Source organism: Borreliella americana (genome assembly GCF_032595795.2).
GTDB classification, from domain to species: Bacteria; Spirochaetota; Spirochaetia; order Borreliales; family Borreliaceae; genus Borreliella; species Borreliella americana.
This window is the reverse complement of sequence record NZ_CP132449.1, coordinates 347,653-365,421: the sequence shown is the minus strand read 5'-3', so window position 1 is coordinate 365,421 and position 17,769 is coordinate 347,653. Positions and strand designations below refer to the sequence as shown.

General features: G+C 26.2%; 15 protein-coding genes. 11 read left to right on the top strand and 4 right to left on the bottom strand.

Annotated elements, in window-relative coordinates:
- Positions 1 to 2: 2 nt before the first annotated feature.
- Entirely contained in the window at positions 3 to 953 is a 951-nt protein-coding gene (locus QIA00_RS01740) for a hypothetical protein (RefSeq protein ID WP_316257119.1), read from the top strand.
- Positions 954 to 965: 12 nt separating this feature from the next.
- Positions 966 to 2,765 carry a hypothetical protein gene (locus QIA00_RS01735; protein WP_316257117.1) on the top strand — a complete coding sequence of 600 codons (1,800 nt, stop codon included), beginning with the start codon at positions 966 to 968 and terminating at the stop codon, positions 2,763 to 2,765.
- On the opposite strand, the gene QIA00_RS01730 is transcribed toward QIA00_RS01735, so the two are convergent.
- On the bottom strand, positions 2,762 to 3,895 hold the full coding sequence (locus QIA00_RS01730) for a hypothetical protein (RefSeq protein WP_316257116.1): 1,134 nt from the start codon (positions 3,893 to 3,895) through the stop codon (positions 2,762 to 2,764). The genes QIA00_RS01735 and QIA00_RS01730 overlap by 4 nt on opposite strands.
- A 108-nt stretch (positions 3,896 to 4,003) precedes the next feature.
- Between QIA00_RS01730 and QIA00_RS01725 the strand changes: the two genes are divergently transcribed.
- On the top strand, positions 4,004 to 5,569 hold the full coding sequence (locus QIA00_RS01725; RefSeq protein ID WP_316257115.1) for a hypothetical protein: 1,566 nt from the start codon (positions 4,004 to 4,006) through the stop codon (positions 5,567 to 5,569).
- A 16-nt stretch (positions 5,570 to 5,585) separates the two neighbouring features.
- On the top strand, positions 5,586 to 5,864 hold the full coding sequence (gene rpmB / locus QIA00_RS01720) for a 50S ribosomal protein L28 (RefSeq protein ID WP_316257114.1): 279 nt from the start codon (positions 5,586 to 5,588) through the stop codon (positions 5,862 to 5,864).
- Positions 5,865 to 5,882: 18 nt separating this feature from the next.
- On the opposite strand, the gene amrB is transcribed toward rpmB, so the two are convergent.
- The 3 genes from amrB to QIA00_RS01705 form a co-directional block, all read right to left on the bottom strand.
- Entirely contained in the window at positions 5,883 to 6,623 is a 741-nt protein-coding gene (amrB, locus tag QIA00_RS01715) for an AmmeMemoRadiSam system protein B (protein ID WP_316257113.1), read from the bottom strand.
- Between the two features lie 17 nt (positions 6,624 to 6,640).
- Entirely contained in the window at positions 6,641 to 8,074 is a 1,434-nt protein-coding gene (pyk, locus tag QIA00_RS01710) for a pyruvate kinase (RefSeq protein WP_316257112.1), read from the bottom strand.
- A 97-nt stretch (positions 8,075 to 8,171) separates the two neighbouring features.
- A complete protein-coding gene (locus QIA00_RS01705; protein WP_316257110.1) occupies positions 8,172 to 9,590 on the bottom strand; it encodes an NFACT RNA binding domain-containing protein in 1,419 nt (472 codons plus the stop codon).
- A 195-nt stretch (positions 9,591 to 9,785) separates the two neighbouring features.
- On the opposite strand from QIA00_RS01705, the gene QIA00_RS01700 reads away from it, so the two are divergent.
- Genes QIA00_RS01700 through QIA00_RS01670 form a run of 7 tightly spaced genes read left to right on the top strand, consistent with a single transcriptional unit; the run spans position 9,786 to position 17,737 of the window.
- Positions 9,786 to 10,436, top strand: coding sequence for a LolA family protein (locus tag QIA00_RS01700; RefSeq protein WP_316257108.1), 651 nt, complete (start codon positions 9,786 to 9,788; stop codon positions 10,434 to 10,436).
- Between the two features lie 11 nt (positions 10,437 to 10,447).
- Complete coding sequence (locus tag QIA00_RS01695; protein WP_316257107.1) at positions 10,448 to 11,647, top strand: BB_0345 family helix-turn-helix protein; 1,200 nt, start codon at positions 10,448 to 10,450, stop codon at positions 11,645 to 11,647.
- A 2-nt stretch (positions 11,648 to 11,649) separates the two neighbouring features.
- Entirely contained in the window at positions 11,650 to 13,746 is a 2,097-nt protein-coding gene (locus QIA00_RS01690; protein WP_316257106.1) for an ATP-dependent helicase, read from the top strand.
- 9 nt (positions 13,747 to 13,755) lie between these two features.
- Entirely contained in the window at positions 13,756 to 14,031 is a 276-nt protein-coding gene (gene gatC, locus QIA00_RS01685) for an Asp-tRNA(Asn)/Glu-tRNA(Gln) amidotransferase subunit GatC (RefSeq protein ID WP_316257105.1), read from the top strand.
- Between the two features lie 11 nt (positions 14,032 to 14,042).
- Entirely contained in the window at positions 14,043 to 15,488 is a 1,446-nt protein-coding gene (gatA, locus tag QIA00_RS01680) for an Asp-tRNA(Asn)/Glu-tRNA(Gln) amidotransferase subunit GatA (protein ID WP_316257104.1), read from the top strand.
- Positions 15,478 to 16,935 carry an Asp-tRNA(Asn)/Glu-tRNA(Gln) amidotransferase subunit GatB gene (gatB, locus tag QIA00_RS01675; protein WP_316257103.1) on the top strand — a complete coding sequence of 486 codons (1,458 nt, stop codon included), beginning with the start codon at positions 15,478 to 15,480 and terminating at the stop codon, positions 16,933 to 16,935. Before gatA ends, gatB begins: the two co-directional genes overlap by 11 nt.
- The gene (locus QIA00_RS01670; protein WP_316257102.1) at positions 16,928 to 17,737 is read left to right on the top strand and encodes a hypothetical protein; all 810 of its coding nucleotides are present in this window, start codon (positions 16,928 to 16,930) and stop codon (positions 17,735 to 17,737) included. The genes gatB and QIA00_RS01670 overlap by 8 nt, the downstream gene beginning before the upstream one ends.
- The last annotated feature ends 32 nt before the right edge of the window (positions 17,738 to 17,769 follow it).

Sequence of the window (17,769 nt, the reverse complement as noted above, 5' to 3'; positions counted from 1 at the left end):
CTGTGTTTGATTCTTTAAGATTGATCTTTTTGATAATTTGCAGGTTTATCTTAATATTTTGCCTTTTTTCTTTAATGTTCATATGTACATTTTATTTAAAATATAAGTTCTTATATTTTAAATTTTCCATTTTAAGCTATAGCCTTTATTACAATGCCTATATTTATTCTTTTCCTTTGTCCCTTGTTGTTACTTTTATGAGAATATCTTATCCTTTTTATAGGATAGTTTTAAAGTCGTCTAAAGAGTTTTTCCATTTTAATTGTATTATCTTTGTTCTTATTTTATTGTTTTCTTATTTAGGATTTTTAGTTAGTTATAGTTTTCATTCTTACTATATTAATAGCAATAGAAATGATAATTTTATTCTTAAAGATGAGGTTGTGCATTTTTTAAATGATGAAATAATATTTTCTAGCAATAGGCCTAGATTTTATGGTTTTAATGGGGTTTTAATTGTTTCAGAGAATGACAAAGGTGATAAAGGTTTTTCTTACCAATCAAATCTTTCTAATTCTAGTAAGATTGATTTTGTTGAGAATAATTTTTTAGAGCAAAAGATTTATAATAATTTTGTTGATTTTATTTTCAGAGATTTAAAAATTTTGAATAATTTTCTACTTTCACTCAATTATTTGAATTTAATTTTTAATATATTGGGAATTTCTTTATTGTTATTTTCGTTTTATTATGTTTTTAATCTTATTTTTTCAAATAGTTTTGCAATATTCCTTTATCCTATTTTTATTATACTTTTTTTAAAAATTTATAATGTCTATTCGATTGAGTTTCCCAGGATTTACAATGTAATAATAGGGAAGAGTATGATCTCTGATTTTATTCCTTTTATTTTTTGTGTTTTAACTTTTTTTTCTACCTATTTATTTGGATTTGTTTCGGAATATATTAAAATCAGCAAAGATTTAGACAATGATTTATATAAGGATGGTTAATTCTTAAAGCTTATGAAAAAAGAAGTATATGCATTTTTGAGTAATTTTATTATTTTTCTGTGTTTTTTTCTAGGTTTACTCTTTAGTTATTCATATTTTTTGGGAGAAAATTTTTTAGAAAAACATAAATTAATAGCAACTTTTTTTGATTCTATTTTGCTTTTTTATAAGTATTTTTTTGGATTTTTTATATTTATTGTTTGCATTTACTTTGCTTTTTTTGTTCGGCAAGAAATAAAGATTTATTTAAAGTCGTATAATGGATATTTATTTTCTAGGCTTTATGCATTTTTGCTATTATTTTTTATTATGGGACTCTTTTTTACTTTTCTATTTAATTTAATTTTGCCTTATATAATTGCCCAGAGAAATGAGTATAAGTTTAGTTACGACAGATATAATCTTCTTGAGAGTGAAGCAAATGAAATATCTCTTAAAATTAAAAATATAGATATAAGTTTGTCTTCAAATAGATTTTTTTTATCTTCTGATTTGATAAATTCAATGAAGCAAAAGAGAAAATATCTTGAAAATTTGATTAGAATATATGATAAAATGCGAATTATTTATGTAAATAATGAAGAACTTTTAACAAATTATTATTTGGTGAAATCTGAATATAGTAAAATTCCAAGTTATGACGTTGATTTAGAAAAGGTTAAAAAAACTTTTTCACAATATCCTTTGCAAAGTCTTAAAAAGCAAGATTTTTTTAATATTGTCAATGGATTTATTTCTCAAAATGATTATTATACAGCCAATTACTTTGCTTATATTGCTTATGTTGCAACAAAAGATGATAATTTTGTTGCGCTTTTAAATTTGACTTTAAAGTTTATTAATGAAAACAGAAATTTTGAAAAAGAAAAAATGCAGTTAATTTCCGAAGAAAAGCAAAAAAATTTTTTGTTTCTTAATACTGAAAAATTTAAATTAGCTTATTACGGGTTTTCAAATCTTCATAAGTTATTGCCCAGTGATAATGAAATTTTGAATTATAAGAATAAATCTCTTGAAAAGCTTAGAAAAAGATATCTTTTTTTTGATGAGATTGAAAAATATTTTGAATATTACGGAATAAACGATATATTTTTATTGCAATCAGATTCTAAGAAAGGTTTTTATGATTATATTTATATGCAAAAAGTTGTCGCCTTTAATAATCATTCTAAAATAATAAAAAATTTTGAACTTATTAGATTTAATAATACAGGGAATGTGATATTGCATATTAAAATTCCATTTGCTACTTTGAAAGGTAATTTTGTGTATCAAAATGTTTTAGATAAAGACAATGAGCAGAGCGAAATTACTCTTACCAAAGTCTTTGTGTCTACGGATAGTTTTGATACAAATGTTTTAGAGGTTGTCAAAATTAATGAGAATGTAGAAAATTTAGCTTTATTTTCAAATTTTACTGAGTTTGGATTTTTTTTAAAAATTCAAAATTTGTCAAGCGCTTTTCATAGGGTTGCTATATTAAATTTGAAATTAATTAATATTTTTTCTTTAAGTTTGGTTTTACTGATTTCTCCTATTTTATTAGTTTTAATAGGAGCATTTTTTATCTCTTTGTTCTCTAAAATAGAATTTAATTTCAATTCCAAGGCTATGATTTTTCTAATTTCATTAATGATAGCTATTTTCTCAGGGATTGCTTGTCTTTTTGTAAATTATTTTCTAATTATTTTTATTTCTCTTCTTATATATGTTTTTAATGGTGTTTACTTATCTTTAGCTATTCTTTCTGCGTTATTGTTTTTTCTTATTTTTAAAATAATTACTTTAAATTACAAGAAAAGACATATTTAATTTTTATTTTTTTTTAGATTATTAATTTTAGAGAAAAACCATTCATTTATAAGTAAGTTTGCTTTTTCAATTGTTTTTTTGCTTAATACATAGGAATGGCTATTGATTTGAGTTTCGTCAATAATAAAAGGAGATATTCCATCAATTGAATTTTTTATTTTTAAATTTAATCCTTTGTAAGGAGTAAAACCATTGGCAAATCCAAAACATATATTTGATAGGGATTGATTGTTAAATCCAATTAGGGTTTTTTGGGTTTTTTTATCCAATATCCAGTTGATAAATTTTTTAGTTAAAGCCGATGTTTCTAAAATACCAATAAAATTTGGATTTGAGATAACAATTTCATTGTTATCGTTTATTAAATATGAAAATTTTATTTGTGCCTTCTCTTGTTCGCTTAAGCTATTATAGAAGGTTATATCGCTCAATCCCGCTATTAAAAGAGATTTTTTATTAAGCAGTATTTTATTTAGCTTTAAGTAGCCATATTTATTAAAGAAATCTTTTTGCAAATCCATTTGTTTTTTATTTAAAAATGATGAGAAATATTCTAGCATTTTTAGAATTTGATTCTCATTATAATTTAATTTATTTTTTTCAAAAGAAAATCTCACATTATTTATTTGAGAAATTACATAAAATAAATTTTCAGAAACATAAGGTGATATAAAAAATTTTCCTTCTTTAATGAAATTTTCGTATTCTTCTTTTAGATATTTGGTGTTTATGTATTTTTTAATGTGATGTGTATTTTTATAGATTAAAATAGGAATGTCAAAGCCCAATGGAATAATTTTGTAGTTAAATTGCTTGAAAATATGTTTTAAGATGGGATAATCTGGATTATAATTGATTTTTATAGATTTAAAATGGTTGGTAATATTTGTATTACCAATGTTTTTAGAAATAATTATTTGTGCGTTTTCTTTTTCTATTGTTTGCAGGTCAATATTATTTCTAAACTTAATTATAAAATTTAGTTTATTTTCTATATTAAATTGATTTATATAAAATGGTATTGTTTTATTGTCAGTTAGTACAACGATGTTCTTATTTGTTGAACAACTGGGATTTATTAATAAAATTACTGTTAATATTAATTTTTTTATTCTCATAAAATTATTCAAGTTTTTTCTTTTATTTTACAATAAATTATGTATAATTTTTATAGTTATATTAATTTCCATGTTTAATTGGAAAATAGAGTAAGGCAGCTGAAGAGCTTTAGGGGGATGATGAATTTGAGTTTATTTGATTTTATACTTTCTATGTTTAATATTAATAAAGAACTTACTTCTGAGCAAATAAAGCAAAAAAGGCTAAAAGAAGTTAAAGTTAGTTTAAGCAGGGTAAGTAATTTTTTTAATGCTTCAAAAATTCAGGCCTTACCTCAATTTTCTAGATTTCTTTATAATTTTTATAAAATTTTTTCTCCCTTAAGGCCATTTGCGCAAAGATATAAAAATTCTAATAAAATTGTTCATTTTGTTGTTGAAAAATATTTAAATGACAATCAGAAGAAGTCTTTGGATTATATTTATTCTTTTTCTGCAAACGATAACATAAATTTTGCTTCAGATCTTCCTAAAAATTTACATAACAATTTATCCTATTTGTTTAAAAACATAACTCAAGAACAAATTAAATTGATAGATGAAACTTATCAGGCTTTGCATAATTTTTTTGATTTGGTCTTATATCAATATCATTTGGTTCTTAAAAATTTTGACAACTTACTTCCAGAAGATGATTTTGTGTATAGACCTAGATTCAGCGCTATTGGTTGTGGAGTTATTATAGATGATCTTAAAGATTTTTTAGAATGTATTTCTTGTATTAAGAATATTTCTATTTGGAAAAATCTTTATGACATTATTTTAGAAATTTATGGAAATAAAGAAGATTTTCCTATTAAATCTAATGCCTGGATTAAGATTATTTCTTCTATTTTGGATATAAATAAGAATAAAGAAATTTTATATCTAATAAGATATGTTATTGGGGATCCAGATTATTTTCCTATTTCTGTTGGGCAAAAACCTAATCCAATAGCAAGAATATTTTTTAATGATCTTACCAAACATGTTGCTGCCGAAATTGAAAAGATTAAAGTTTTGCAAAAAAGTAGCAAATCTAAAATATTAGCCGAACAGCTTTTTCCAGGAATCTCTTTTTTAAATTTGGATAATTATAATGAAAAAATGAATGAAAAGATCGTATCTAAAATCATGAGTACCACAGGTTATATTTATTGCGAACTTTTAGTTTATTTGAGAACATATACTATTTATTTTGTTAAAAAAGATCTTAATGATATTATTAATTTACTTATTATTAAAGGACAATGGAAACTTATAGAGCTTTCAAGGGAAATGTCTAATGACATGCATGCTTTGATTAATATTTATGCAAGTCTTATTGATTTTGATTCTAATTTGGGCGAGCAAGGTGGTTATGGCAATAGGATAAATGCATTGTTGCATAGAGCTTCTTTGGGGGATAAATCTTCGGAGAAATTGTTGTTAAATATAATAGCAGATGTTAATAAGAAGGCGTTTGCTATATCAAGCGAATATTATTCTAAAATATATTCTATTGAGCAGCGTTTGCAAGATTGTCTTTCAGACTATTCAAAAGTTTCTTTGGAAAGAGAGCTGATTTATAATTGGAAAGAGCTTGATATGGATCTTGCTAAAAGCTATGGGAACAATTTAAACTTTGGAAGTATAATGAAAAATATTTTAGGTAGTTTAGCTTTATTTTTAAAGTTAATGGATTTATATTTGGAGAAAAAATCATAATTAAAGGAGTGCTAAAATGGCTAGGAAGTGTGAGATAACAGGAAAAAAAACTATATTTGGAAACAATGTTCCAAGGAAGGGGCTTGCCAAGAAAAAAGGTGGGGCTGGACAACATATTGGAGTAAAAACCAAAAGAACCTTTAAGGTTAATTTAATAAACAAAAAATTTTTTATTCCAAATCTTGGAAGAAGTGTTAACATTAAAGTTTCTGCTAATGCGCTAAGAAGTATTTCAAAAATAGGGCTTGATGCTTTTTTAAAGAAAAACGGTAAAAAAATAGAAAACTTTTTATAAATTTTAATTTTGACAATTTTATTTCATTAGAATGATGCTTGATATAAAGTATTCTGGGGAGTTAAATGTTATTTTCGAGCCAGTAAATTCGAAATGTTTAAAAAGGTTTGAAATAGTCATGATTGCATTTATGTTTTCTGGAAATATTTTTTTTGATTTATAGTTTTCTAATATTAGATTAGGATTAGGCAATCTTTCTTCAAGAAAGATATGCTTTAAATTTTCTTCAAGCTTTAAGGCTTTTTTTATATTTGTAGATTTTGAAATAAAGCAGGACAGCAAAATAAATGAATTTTCTTCTCTGCTTATAAAAGGTTTTAAGAACTCGCAAAATTTCATTAAATGTTTATTGCAAGTTTTTCCAAAAATTATTGGAATTATTTTTATATTTTCCTTGATATTGCTAATAAAATTCAATAAAATTTCGATTTTATGATCATTTTCGATTAATTTATCGTCTATATTAATAAAATTTAAAGTTTTTAATAATTTTAATATTTTTAGGTTTACTTTAATATTTTTATTAAAAATTTTCCACACATTGTGATTGGATATATTAATTAAAAAATCGCTTTTTGCTTCAGAGATTATAAATACATTATTAGTTTGATTTGATATTATTTTTTTAAACAAACATTCATTTTTTAAAAAAAACTCATAGCTTCCATAACCTGTTAGGATGGCTTTGTGAGTTTTTTTTTCTTCCAACTTAAATGACAAGTTGTTTGTATTATTTGAATAAAATATGTTTTCAACCAAGGAGTTTCTAGCTTGCTTTATATATTCCGTCCTTTGATTGCATCTTCTACTGTGTTTATTTCCATAAATTCTGTTCCTTTTTCAATATTTCTATTTGGATTGCCAGAAATAATTATTACAGTATCTTTGTCATTAACAATACCTTGTTCTTTTAACATTTTAAGAGAAGTTACGACAAATTCGGTAGTTCTTTTGAAATTATTGTCTACAAGATTAGAATAAACCCCATAAGATAATGATAATTCTCTTGCTAGTCTCTCGCTATTTGTTGTAATGAATAGTGGAACACTTGCTCTATAAGTTGCCATTATTCTTGCAGTTTTGCCCCTTAGAGAATCTACAATAATTGCTTTTACGTCCATAAGTTTTGTGGCATCAATTGCACATTTGATAATATAGTTTCTTGTAATGCTTTTGTCGTAAAAGAGTTCATCCTTATATAAGGTCATTTTTCTGTGTTTTTCAACTTTTTTAGCAATACTTGTCATCATTTTTACAGCTTCAATTGGATATTTTCCGTAGGCAGTTTCTCCAGATAACATAATTGCATCTGTGCCGTTTAAAATAGCGTTAGCGATGTCAGATACTTCTGCTCTAGTAGGTCTTGGATTTTCAATCATTGTATGAAGCATTTGAGTTGCTGTAATCACGGGTATTCCATACTTTATGCAAGTTTGTGTTATTTTAAGTTGAGCAATGGGTACATCTTCTGCAGGAATTTCAACCCCCATATCTCCTCTTGCAACCATTATTCCGTAAGAGGCTTTTGCAATTTCTTCAATGTTATCAATTCCTTCTTGATTTTCTATTTTGGATATAATTTTTACATCAGGATTTCCAGAGTCAGTTAAAATTTTTTGAACATCTTGAACGTCTTTGGAATGTCTTACAAACGAATGGGCAATAAAATCAATATTATATTTTGCTGCAAGCTCAATAAATCCTTTGTCTTTTTCGGTTACTGATTGTAGCTTAAGAGAAATTCCGGGGGTGTTAATTGATTTTTTATTTTTAATTTGGCCGTCATTTTTAATTTCACAAATTAATCGGTCAGGCAATTTGTTAACAACAGTCATTTCAAGCTCACCGTCATCAATTAACACTTTAGATCCTTGGGGAACTTCTTTAACAAAGCCATCATAATTGGTTTGAAAGTTGTTAGGCTCATTAATGGGCGAAGTTGAAATTATTACTTTTTCTCCAGTTTTTACAATAATAGGATTTTCAATATTTGCTGTTCTAACCTCTGGTCCTTTTGTGTCAATCATTAGAGCTATTTTATTTGAAATTTTTCTAACATTGTTTATTACTTTGATTGTATCTTCGTGTGATTGATGAGCAGTATTTAGCCTTATAACATTTACCCCTGCATCGTATAAATCTTTTACATGTTCTGGCTCGCATCTAAGATCAGATATTGTTGCTACAATTTTTGTTAACTTTGAAATCATAAAGTTATTCCTCCACTTTTATAAATTTTATGCTTTTTGTCATTGAATAACAATATTTTATAAAAAATTCAAAACTTTACTTTGCTATAAGTAGTATTTAAGTTTGATTTTTTAATTTTTTTATTAGATTTTCATCCAGCTTAATATGTAAATTTTTTTCTGCTTTTGGAATTACAAGGCCCAGCTTTTTATTTTTAACCCTTCTTAAATTTTTGACTTGCGTGTAGTAAAGATCTGATTGTCCCGATTTTTTTGCTAATTTTGTGTAAAATACGCATAAATTACCAGCAGCTAAAAGTACATCAAGGCTGGGAGTTTTATTTTTTTGATTTTTAATAAAAACATAAGCTCCAGGATAATCTCTTGTATGAAGCCAATAGTCATTTCCTTTAACGCAATGTCTTAAAAGGTCATCATTTTCTTTTGCGTTTCTTCCAATAAGAATTTCAAATCCACAATGGGTAAAATGCAAGCCTATTTTTGGCGTTTTTTCTTTTACCTTAATGGTAGTTTTTTCTTGATTATATTCTTTTTCGGGAATGAAATCTTTGACTTTTAACATTGTTATTTTTGATTGAATTAAATTAAATTTATCTAGATTATCTTTTAATTGATTTTGTATTCTTTTAAAAGAATTTTTTCCCTTTTTATATGCTTTAAAATATTGCAAGGCATTTTCTTTTGGTGATAATGATTGGTTTAAGGGTATTTTTATTTTTTCTTCTTTATAATTTAAGAGGCTTATTTCTTTAATCCCTTTTTGTATTTTATTAATATTTAATAAAATCAACTCACCTTTTTCTTTTTCGTTTTCAATGTTTTCAATCAGTTTGATTTGTTGTTTTAAAGAATTTATTCTTTTTTCTAAAAAAATTAACTCTTTTTTATATTTTTCAATAAGCAATTCTTTTATATTGGTTTTTTTAATTTGATTGTTAAGTGATTCGTAGTAATTTTCAAGAAATTCAGAATAAGATGTATAGCTAGTATTATTGTAGTCTTCTTTCAGACCCATGATTTTTTTATCAGATATTTTATTGCTTTCATGTATTTCTTTAGCTTTTGAAAAGATTTCACCCGATGTTTCTTTTATTTTTGGCCTTCTGTAATATGTATCTAGTATTTTAAAGTTTGAGTTTGTAGCTATGATATTTGGGGAGGATGGCCACAATTTGATGAATAAGATAATTAGGTCTTTTTTAAAAATTTCAAGAGAAATTATTCTTTCATTTTTCATTTGGAAAGCTTTTATGATTTTTCCATTTTGAATTTTTGATTTTAAGAAGTCGGAAAATCTTAATTTTAAAGCATTCTTTTTGAATTTTTTGTTTGTTATGTGCAATCTTGTAGTGTTTGGATCTAAAGAAATTAATATTTTAAATTTTTTATTATCAATTTTATTGTAAATCTCTAAAATCAAACTTTTGTAATCCGGTTGTATTATTTTTGTTATTAAAGAGTTTGTGAAAGGAATTTCTTTAATTAAGGTATTTATTTCAGCGTAATTCAAAGACATTTTTATTAAATCCTAATTCTTTCAAGGTTTTTATACCTAAGCTTTAAATTTTTATTTTATGTATTAAACTATTACTATTAATAATAGTTTATTTCCATGATATGTAGTATTATGGAAATAAAGTTTATTGACAATAGATAATAGTTTAACTGTAGTTTTGTTAATAGCTTAAGCTTAATAATAAGAGTTCATGAAATGATAAAAACAATACTTTTATTAGTTTTGTATCCCGTTGCTGTGTTTGCTCAAATATCTGCAAATCAATATTTTGAAGGAATTTATGCTAAATATCAAAACATAGAAGACATGCAAGCAACAATTAATTTTACTTTAAAGGGATTAAAGCAAGCAGGTGTTTTGCTTTATAAGTTTCCAGACAAGTTTATTATTAATTTAGATTCAAATAATCAAGTTTTTGTAAGTGATGGTGAATTTTTGACAGTTTATGTTCCATCTCTTGGGACTTCTTTTAATCAGCAATTAGTAAAGGGTAATAGTGGGGGAGGTCTTATGAAAGTTTTAAATAGTGAGTACAGCGTATCTTATACCAATTCTCCAAATCTAGAAGATCTCGATTCATCTGAGCCTGGAAAATACATTAAATTAACCTTTTCTAGAAAGCTTTACAAGGGGGCTGCTACTATTAATTCTTTTATTATTGCTTTTGCTCCAGATGGAATAATTAGAAGAATTACTGCTTTTCCTACTAGTGGTGGACGCGAAATAGTTATTGATTTAACTGCTGTAAAGTTTAATATTGGAATTCTTGATAGCAAATTTAAATATGATCCTCCAAAATCTTCAAATAAGGTAGATAATTTTTTATATGATATTAAAAAAAATTAAGGTTTAAGTCTATGGAAGAAAATGATTTTATTAAATTTGGGAGTTATTTGAGAAAAGTTAGAAATAGTAAAAATTTGACTCTTGAAATGGTAGCTGATGATATTAAAATTTCTATTAAGTATCTTAAAGCTCTTGAAGATTCTAATATTGAAATTTTTCCAAACGAAGTTTTGGCCGTTGGATTTTTAAGAACTTATAGCGAATATTTAGACATTGATTCTAGATTAATAGCAACACTTTTTAAGGATTATAAAAGTAGACTTAATAATAGTTATATTGGGATTAAATCTGAAGATAAAGTTTCAAATTTAGGATTTTTAGGCAATAATAAAGTTTTAAACAAAAAATTGTTTTTTTTTAGTTTAGAATCTTTAAGTATTTTTAAAATCTTTTTAGGCATCTTTGGTGTTCTTTTATTATTATTTGTATTTTTGTATTTTAGAAAAGTGGAAGTTTATTTTAAAAAATTTTTCAATCTTAGTCAGGATGAAAAGATAATTTCAAATATTCATGAAGTATCTTTTGATAAAAAGAATTTTTGGAATGTTTCTCTTAAAGAGGGAGATTTTTTATCTTTAACATATAGTGATGAAATTGCAAAATATAAAGCATCGTTTATTGGCGATGATTTAGTTATTGTTGATGAGTCTAAAAAAAGTAAAAATATTTTAAATTTAGGAGAGTTTAAAGAGATAGATCTTGATGATAATATTAGAGTTAAAATTATTTACGAGAATTATTATTATGATAAGTTGAAAATAGCTCATGTAAGTTTAGAGTCTTTTGCTTTAAATGTTAAATATGTATCTGAAACTAATATTGACAATAGATTTAATATTTTAAATTGGCAGTTTGAAGTTAAGGGAACTGAAAAATTACCAAGTAGCAATTATCTCACTCTATATTCTTCTCAAAAACTTTCAAATGTTGATTTGAAAATCGATTTTCTAAATGATACATTTTTTAGATATGCCGATGAAAACAATCTTTATGGCAAGTCTCTTTTTGCATCCAAAGGTATTCCTATTAATTTAGCTTTTGAAAAATCTTTAATACTATTTTTTTCAAGACTTTCTGATGTTAATGTTATTCTTAATGACAGAGATATTACTCCTTTTTTAAAAGAGCAGGGAAAAGAAATTTTTGCTGTTCAATTCTTTTGGGTAAAGACTCCCTCAGGGTTTGATCTTAAGGTTTCTGAAGTTTATTAGTAATGGATAAAATAAAAAATTTTTTTTCTAGCTTAAATACTTCCCAAGAGAAAATTGTTTTTAGTAAAAGTAAAAATCCAATTCTTGTTTTAGCAGGGCCTGGAAGTGGTAAAACAAGAGTTATAATTGCAAAAATTGTTTATTTAATCAAACACATGAATATAGATCCCAATGAAATTTTAGCTTTAACTTTTACCAATAAAGCTGCAAATGAAATGAATGATAGGATAAATGATCTTTTAAAATTTGACAAAAAACTTCATATTCAAACTTTTCATTCTTTCGGGTCGTGGCTTTTGAGAGTTTACTATAAGGATTTTGACAAAAATTACGATTCAAATTTCACAATTTGGGACACTAATGATGTTGTTAAATTTGTTAAGCAAATTGATCTTGCTTCAAATCTTGAAATGGCAAAACAGATTGCAGCTTTGATTTTAAAAGACAAAGAAAATTTTTTTTTAGAAAAATTTATTGAATTTACAGAAAAGAAATATGAATATATTAAAATTTATGAGGAAGAGAAAGCCAAAAATAATGCTTTTGATTTCTCAGATCTTATTATCAAGCCCATTTTAATGCTGAGGCAATCCAAATCTTTAAAAGAGTCTATTCAATCTAGATTTAAAGTTATTTTTGTAGATGAATATCAAGATACAAATTATTCACAATTTTTATTTTTAAAAGAACTTTATTTGGATGGTATGTATTTTATGGTTGTGGGAGATGAAGATCAGTCAATATATTCTTTTAGGGGAGCTAGAATTGAAAATATTCTTGAATTTGAAAAAACTTTTAACAATGTTATTAAATTTTATTTAGTGCAAAATTATCGTTCAAATTCAAATATAGTGGGCATTGCAAATGAGGTGATTTCAAAAAATAAAAATAGGTACGAAAAGCAAATAACAACTCAAAATAGTTCTGATAAAAGGATGAAATTTTTAGTTTTTCAAAGCACCACAGATGAAGCTGAATATTTTTCTAATTTGCTTATTTCCGATGATATTCAGACAGCAATACTTTATAGATTTAATTCCCAATCTTTTCATTTTGAAACATCTTTTTTAAAGAAGAATATTTCATACAAGGTTTTAGGATCAATTAAATTTTATGATAGAGAGGAAATAAAAGATATTATTTGTTTGCTTAGGCTTTTTATAAATAAGAAAGATAAAATATCTTTCTTGAGAATGATAAATAAGCCCTCTAGAGGAATTGGAAAAACCACTCTAGACAAAATAATTAGTACTTTAAACGATGAAGATGTTAATTTCAATTTGTTTTGTGCAAGTAAAAAGACTTTAGGTTTACTTAAAAATAGAGCCAAAGAGTCCCTTTTATTATTTCTAAACGTTTATGATGAGCTGGGTAAGAAACTTTTTGAAGATAATTATATTAATTTATCTACTTTTATTGAGGATGTTGTAGTTAGGTTTGGTCTTTTAGATTACTATAAAAAATTTGATAAAGACGAAAAATTAAGAAATATTGATGAACTTATTAATAGCGGAATTGAATATTCAGGCACATTTGAAGGTCTTGCTATATTTTTAGAAAATTCTTCACTTTCTCCTTTAATTTCTGGAGATTTTAAGTCCAATATACTTTTGTCTTCGATTCACGGTGTTAAGGGGCTTGAATTTGATAGAGTTGTGATTTCTGGGCTTGAGAAAGGTCTTTTACCTGCTGAAATCGAAGAATTAACAGAAGACAGACTTGAAGAAGAGAGAAGGCTTTTTTATGTTGCAATCACAAGAGCTAAATCAGAGCTTATTGTTACCTTAAATTTAAGGCGAGCTTTTAGAGGTTCTTATAAAGGCACTTTGCCTTCCGTTTTTTTCCAAGATATTGACAAAAACTCTTATGACATTGTTTTTATTCCTGAATACTTAAAAGAGAATTTTAATAATTTTTTTATTAATGACAAAAGGAATATTGAATTTAATATTGGAGACTATATAATTTATAATGGAGAAAAGGGAATAGTTGTTGATAGCTGGTACCAAAGCAACTTGCAGTTTGTTAAAATTAGTTTGAGAAATGGTAGGAAAGCTATTTTGAGTCCTGAGTATATTAAAAAAATTGTCAAAGTTTAGAGGTTTGTTTTGAAAGATATACATTTAAAAAATAGCTTAAAATTAAGCTTAGTGACACTTAGTAGAGAGAGTGAAGATAAATTTATTTCAAAATTTGAGAAAGTTATTAGATTGGTTAATGAAATTTCAAATTTTGAGGTTCAAATTAATTTTAATGCTAATAAGAAAAAGATTTCTACGTTGCGCGAGGATGAAGTAAAATTTTCTCTTTCTATTGAATCAATTAAAAAACTTAGTAATTCGTTTTTAGATGGATATTTCTCATCTCCTAAAATATTGGAATAAGGATTAAGGTATTGGATTTAAGTAATTTAACTTTAACCAAAATTCAAGAATTAGTTTTAACTAGAAAATGTAAAATTTATGATATTTTGCTTGCGTATAAAAATAATTATGAATTAAATAAAGATATCAACGGATATATTGAATTTTTCGATGATTCTTTAGAGATTGCAAAAAGATATGACGATTGTTTAAAAAATGGTGTAACAGAAGATTTACCTTTAATTGGTATGCTTATTGCAGCTAAAGATAATATTTCAATTCAAGATAAATCTTTAACTTGTGCTTCTGAGATTTTAAAAGGCTATATTTCTCCTTATGATGCGACTGTGATTAAAAGGCTTAAGAATAAAGGAGCAATTATAATTGGTAGAACCAATATGGATGAATTTGCCATGGGCTCTACTTGTGAATTTTCTTATTACGGTGCAACTTTAAATCCTTTAAATAGAGAATATGTTATAGGTGGTAGTTCTGGGGGCTCTGCGGCTGTAGTTGCAGCTTTCCAGGCACCTTTTTCACTTGGTAGTGATACTGGAGGTTCTGTTAGGCTTCCTGCATCTTTTTCGGGAATTTTGGGATTTAAACCTTCTTATGGAGGTCTTTCTCGTTATGGGCTTGCATCTTACGCTTCGTCTTTTGATCAAATAGGATTTTTTGCTCATTCTATTGAAGATATTGCTTTGATTTTAAAGCATACTTGTGGATTTGATGAAATGGATTCTACTAGTGTAGACATCTTTGATGATTTTTATCCTTTAAAAATTGAGTCGCTGCAAGGTAAAAATTTAGCTGTAATTAAAGAACTTGGCGAAGATCTAATGGACAAAAATGTTGCAAATAGTTTTGCCAAGTTTAAATCAGATCTTTTGTTAAAAGGTATTAATATAAAAGAAATTTCAATAGAAGAGATTAATTTTATTTTATCAATTTATTATACAATTTCTCCTGTTGAAGCGTCCTCCAATCTTGCTCGTTATACTGGACTTTGTTACGGCAAGAGAATGACAGAAAGTTTGAGTCTTAATGATTTTTATTTTAAACATAGAAGCAATTTCTTGTCAGAAGAAGTTAAAAGGCGTATTGTTCTTGGAAATTATTTATTGTCAGAAGGGTATGATTCTAAATATTATGCAAAAGCTTGTGAAATTCTTCAAAATTTAATTATTCCTAAATTTAACAACCTTTTTGAAAGCTTTGATTTTATTATTACTCCAACAAGCTTTGTTAAGCCCTTTAGACTTGGTTTAGATTTTGATGATCCTGTTAAAATGTATTATTCAGATATTTGTACTGTGATTGCAAATCTTATTGGAGCTCCTGCTATTTCGCTTCCGTATTCTAAGGATGAGGAAGGATTATCAATTGGAATGCAAATTATTGGACGCAGCAAGAAGGATTTTGAACTTTTAAGTTTTTCAAAAAATGTGATTAGGGAATTAGGATTGAATGGAATATAAATTAGTTATTGGATTAGAAATTCATGTTCAGTTGGGTTTAAAAACAAAGGCTTTTTGTGGATGTAAGAATGAGTTTGGAGGAGTTCCCAACTCACGTGTTTGTCCAATTTGCCTTGGCCTTCCTGGCTCATTGCCAAGTGTGAATGTAGAGCTTATTAATAGTGCAATTTTAGCGGGGCATGCCACAAATTCAAAGATTAGAAATGTTGTTAAATTTGACAGAAAGCATTATTATTATCCAGATTTGCCAAAAGGGTATCAGATCTCGCAAAATGATAAGCCAATTTGTGAGGGGGGAAGTTTATTAATTGAAACCCTTTCTGGTCCCAAAAAGATTAATATTATTAGAATTCATATGGAAGAAGATTCTGGCAAGAGTCTACATTTGCTGGATAGTGAAAATCAAAGTTATGTTGATTTTAATCGTTCGGGCTCTCCTTTGCTTGAAATTGTTTCTGCTCCAGATATTAACAGTGGGGACGAAGCTATTGCTTTTTTAAGTTCTTTAAGAGAAATTTTCAGGTATCTTGATTTGTCTGAATGTAATATGGAGAATGGTTCTTTTAGATGTGATGTAAATGTTAATCTAATTGTTAAAGAGAATGATGTTGAGTATAAAACTCCTATAGCTGAAATAAAGAATTTAAATTCTTTTAAATCTATTAAAGCTGCTATTGAATATGAAGAATTAAGGCAGCAACAGGAGTGGGTTCAATTTAAAAAAACCCTTGATAGTTGTGGTAAGCATACTAGAGGATTTGATGATAAGAATGGAGTAACAGTTATTCAAAGAAATAAAGAGACAGTATCTGATTATCGCTATTTTCAAGAACCCGATCTGCCTTTAATAGAGATTGACAACTCTTATATTAATAATATTAAAAATTTAAAGTTAATTGAACTTCCATTTGATGCAAGAGTTAGGCTTAAAGGCCAATATGGGCTAAGTGATTTTGATGTTATTACTTTAACAGCAGATAAGCATCTGCTTAGATATTTTGAAGAGGCTGTTATTAATGCAAGTGATCCCAAAAAAGTAGCCAATTGGATATTGTCCGAAGTTTTAAGTGTTCTTAATGATAAAGGAATTAGTGTTCTTGAATTTAATTTGCCTTCAAGATATATTACAGAGCTTGTTGAATTTATTGTTGCTGGCAAAATAAGCGGCAAAATAGCAAAAAGAGTATTTTCAGAGATGATTACCAGAGGAGTTTCTGCTTCTGTTGTTATAAGTGAAAATCAATTAGAGCAAGTAAGTGATAAGTTTGTTATTAAACAGATTGTGCTTGAAGTTTTAGATGAAAATCCTAAATCAATCGAACTTTACAAAAAGGGTAAAGATCATGCTATTAAATTTATGATGGGGCAAATAATGAAAAAATCTTCAGGAAAGATTAATCCTATACTTGCAAATGAAATTCTTTTAGAAAGTTTATCAAATGTATGATTTACCTTTAATAGATAATTTACCAGTTATTAAAAGGGCAAGATTTTTTTATCTTTATGATATTCATGGTAAGAGATATTTAGATTTATATTTAAATGGTGGAAAAAATTTTTTAGGGTATAGGGTTCAAGGTTTAAGTCGCCTTTTTAAACAAACTGTATCAAGGGGTTTGATATCTCCTTATCCTTCTGTTTTTAAAAATCAGTTTATTAATTTGGTATTTACTTTTTTTAAAGAGGCCGGGACTGTTTATATTTTTAGGCTAGAAAAAGATGCGAAAAAATTTTTATTATCTTTAACTGGTAAAAATAAATTTTTTATGCCCTGGGAAAAAGAAGAAGGAATATATGAGTTTAGAGTAGGATTTAGTAATATTAAATATCCTATGATTTTTAATATTCCTCTGCCAGATTTTATGTCTGTTAGCATTGTTGTTATGGATAACCTTTCTAGAAAAATAGAATTTAGAGATAATTTTGATGCTGTAACTTTATCTTTAGCTAGACATACATTAAGTAGACTTTTATTTTATAAGAAAAATATCGATATTGATTTTAATTCTTTTGCTACATCTTTGTTTAAAGTAACTGATAGGTATATGTTTCCTCTTTATGATGCTTGTTATCATTCTGAAATTTTTAATGAATTTCTTAAATTTGGATATTTAATTAGTCCAAATTTTAGTATCCCATCTATTATTCCTTTGAAGTTTTCTAAAGGAGATTTGGATAATTTTAAAAAAATTTGTTTTTCTCTTAAAAGCAAGTTTATTGATGGACTTGACAGTGATCCTTACAAGTAATACAATTAATGAGATTTATGCATAAAATTATA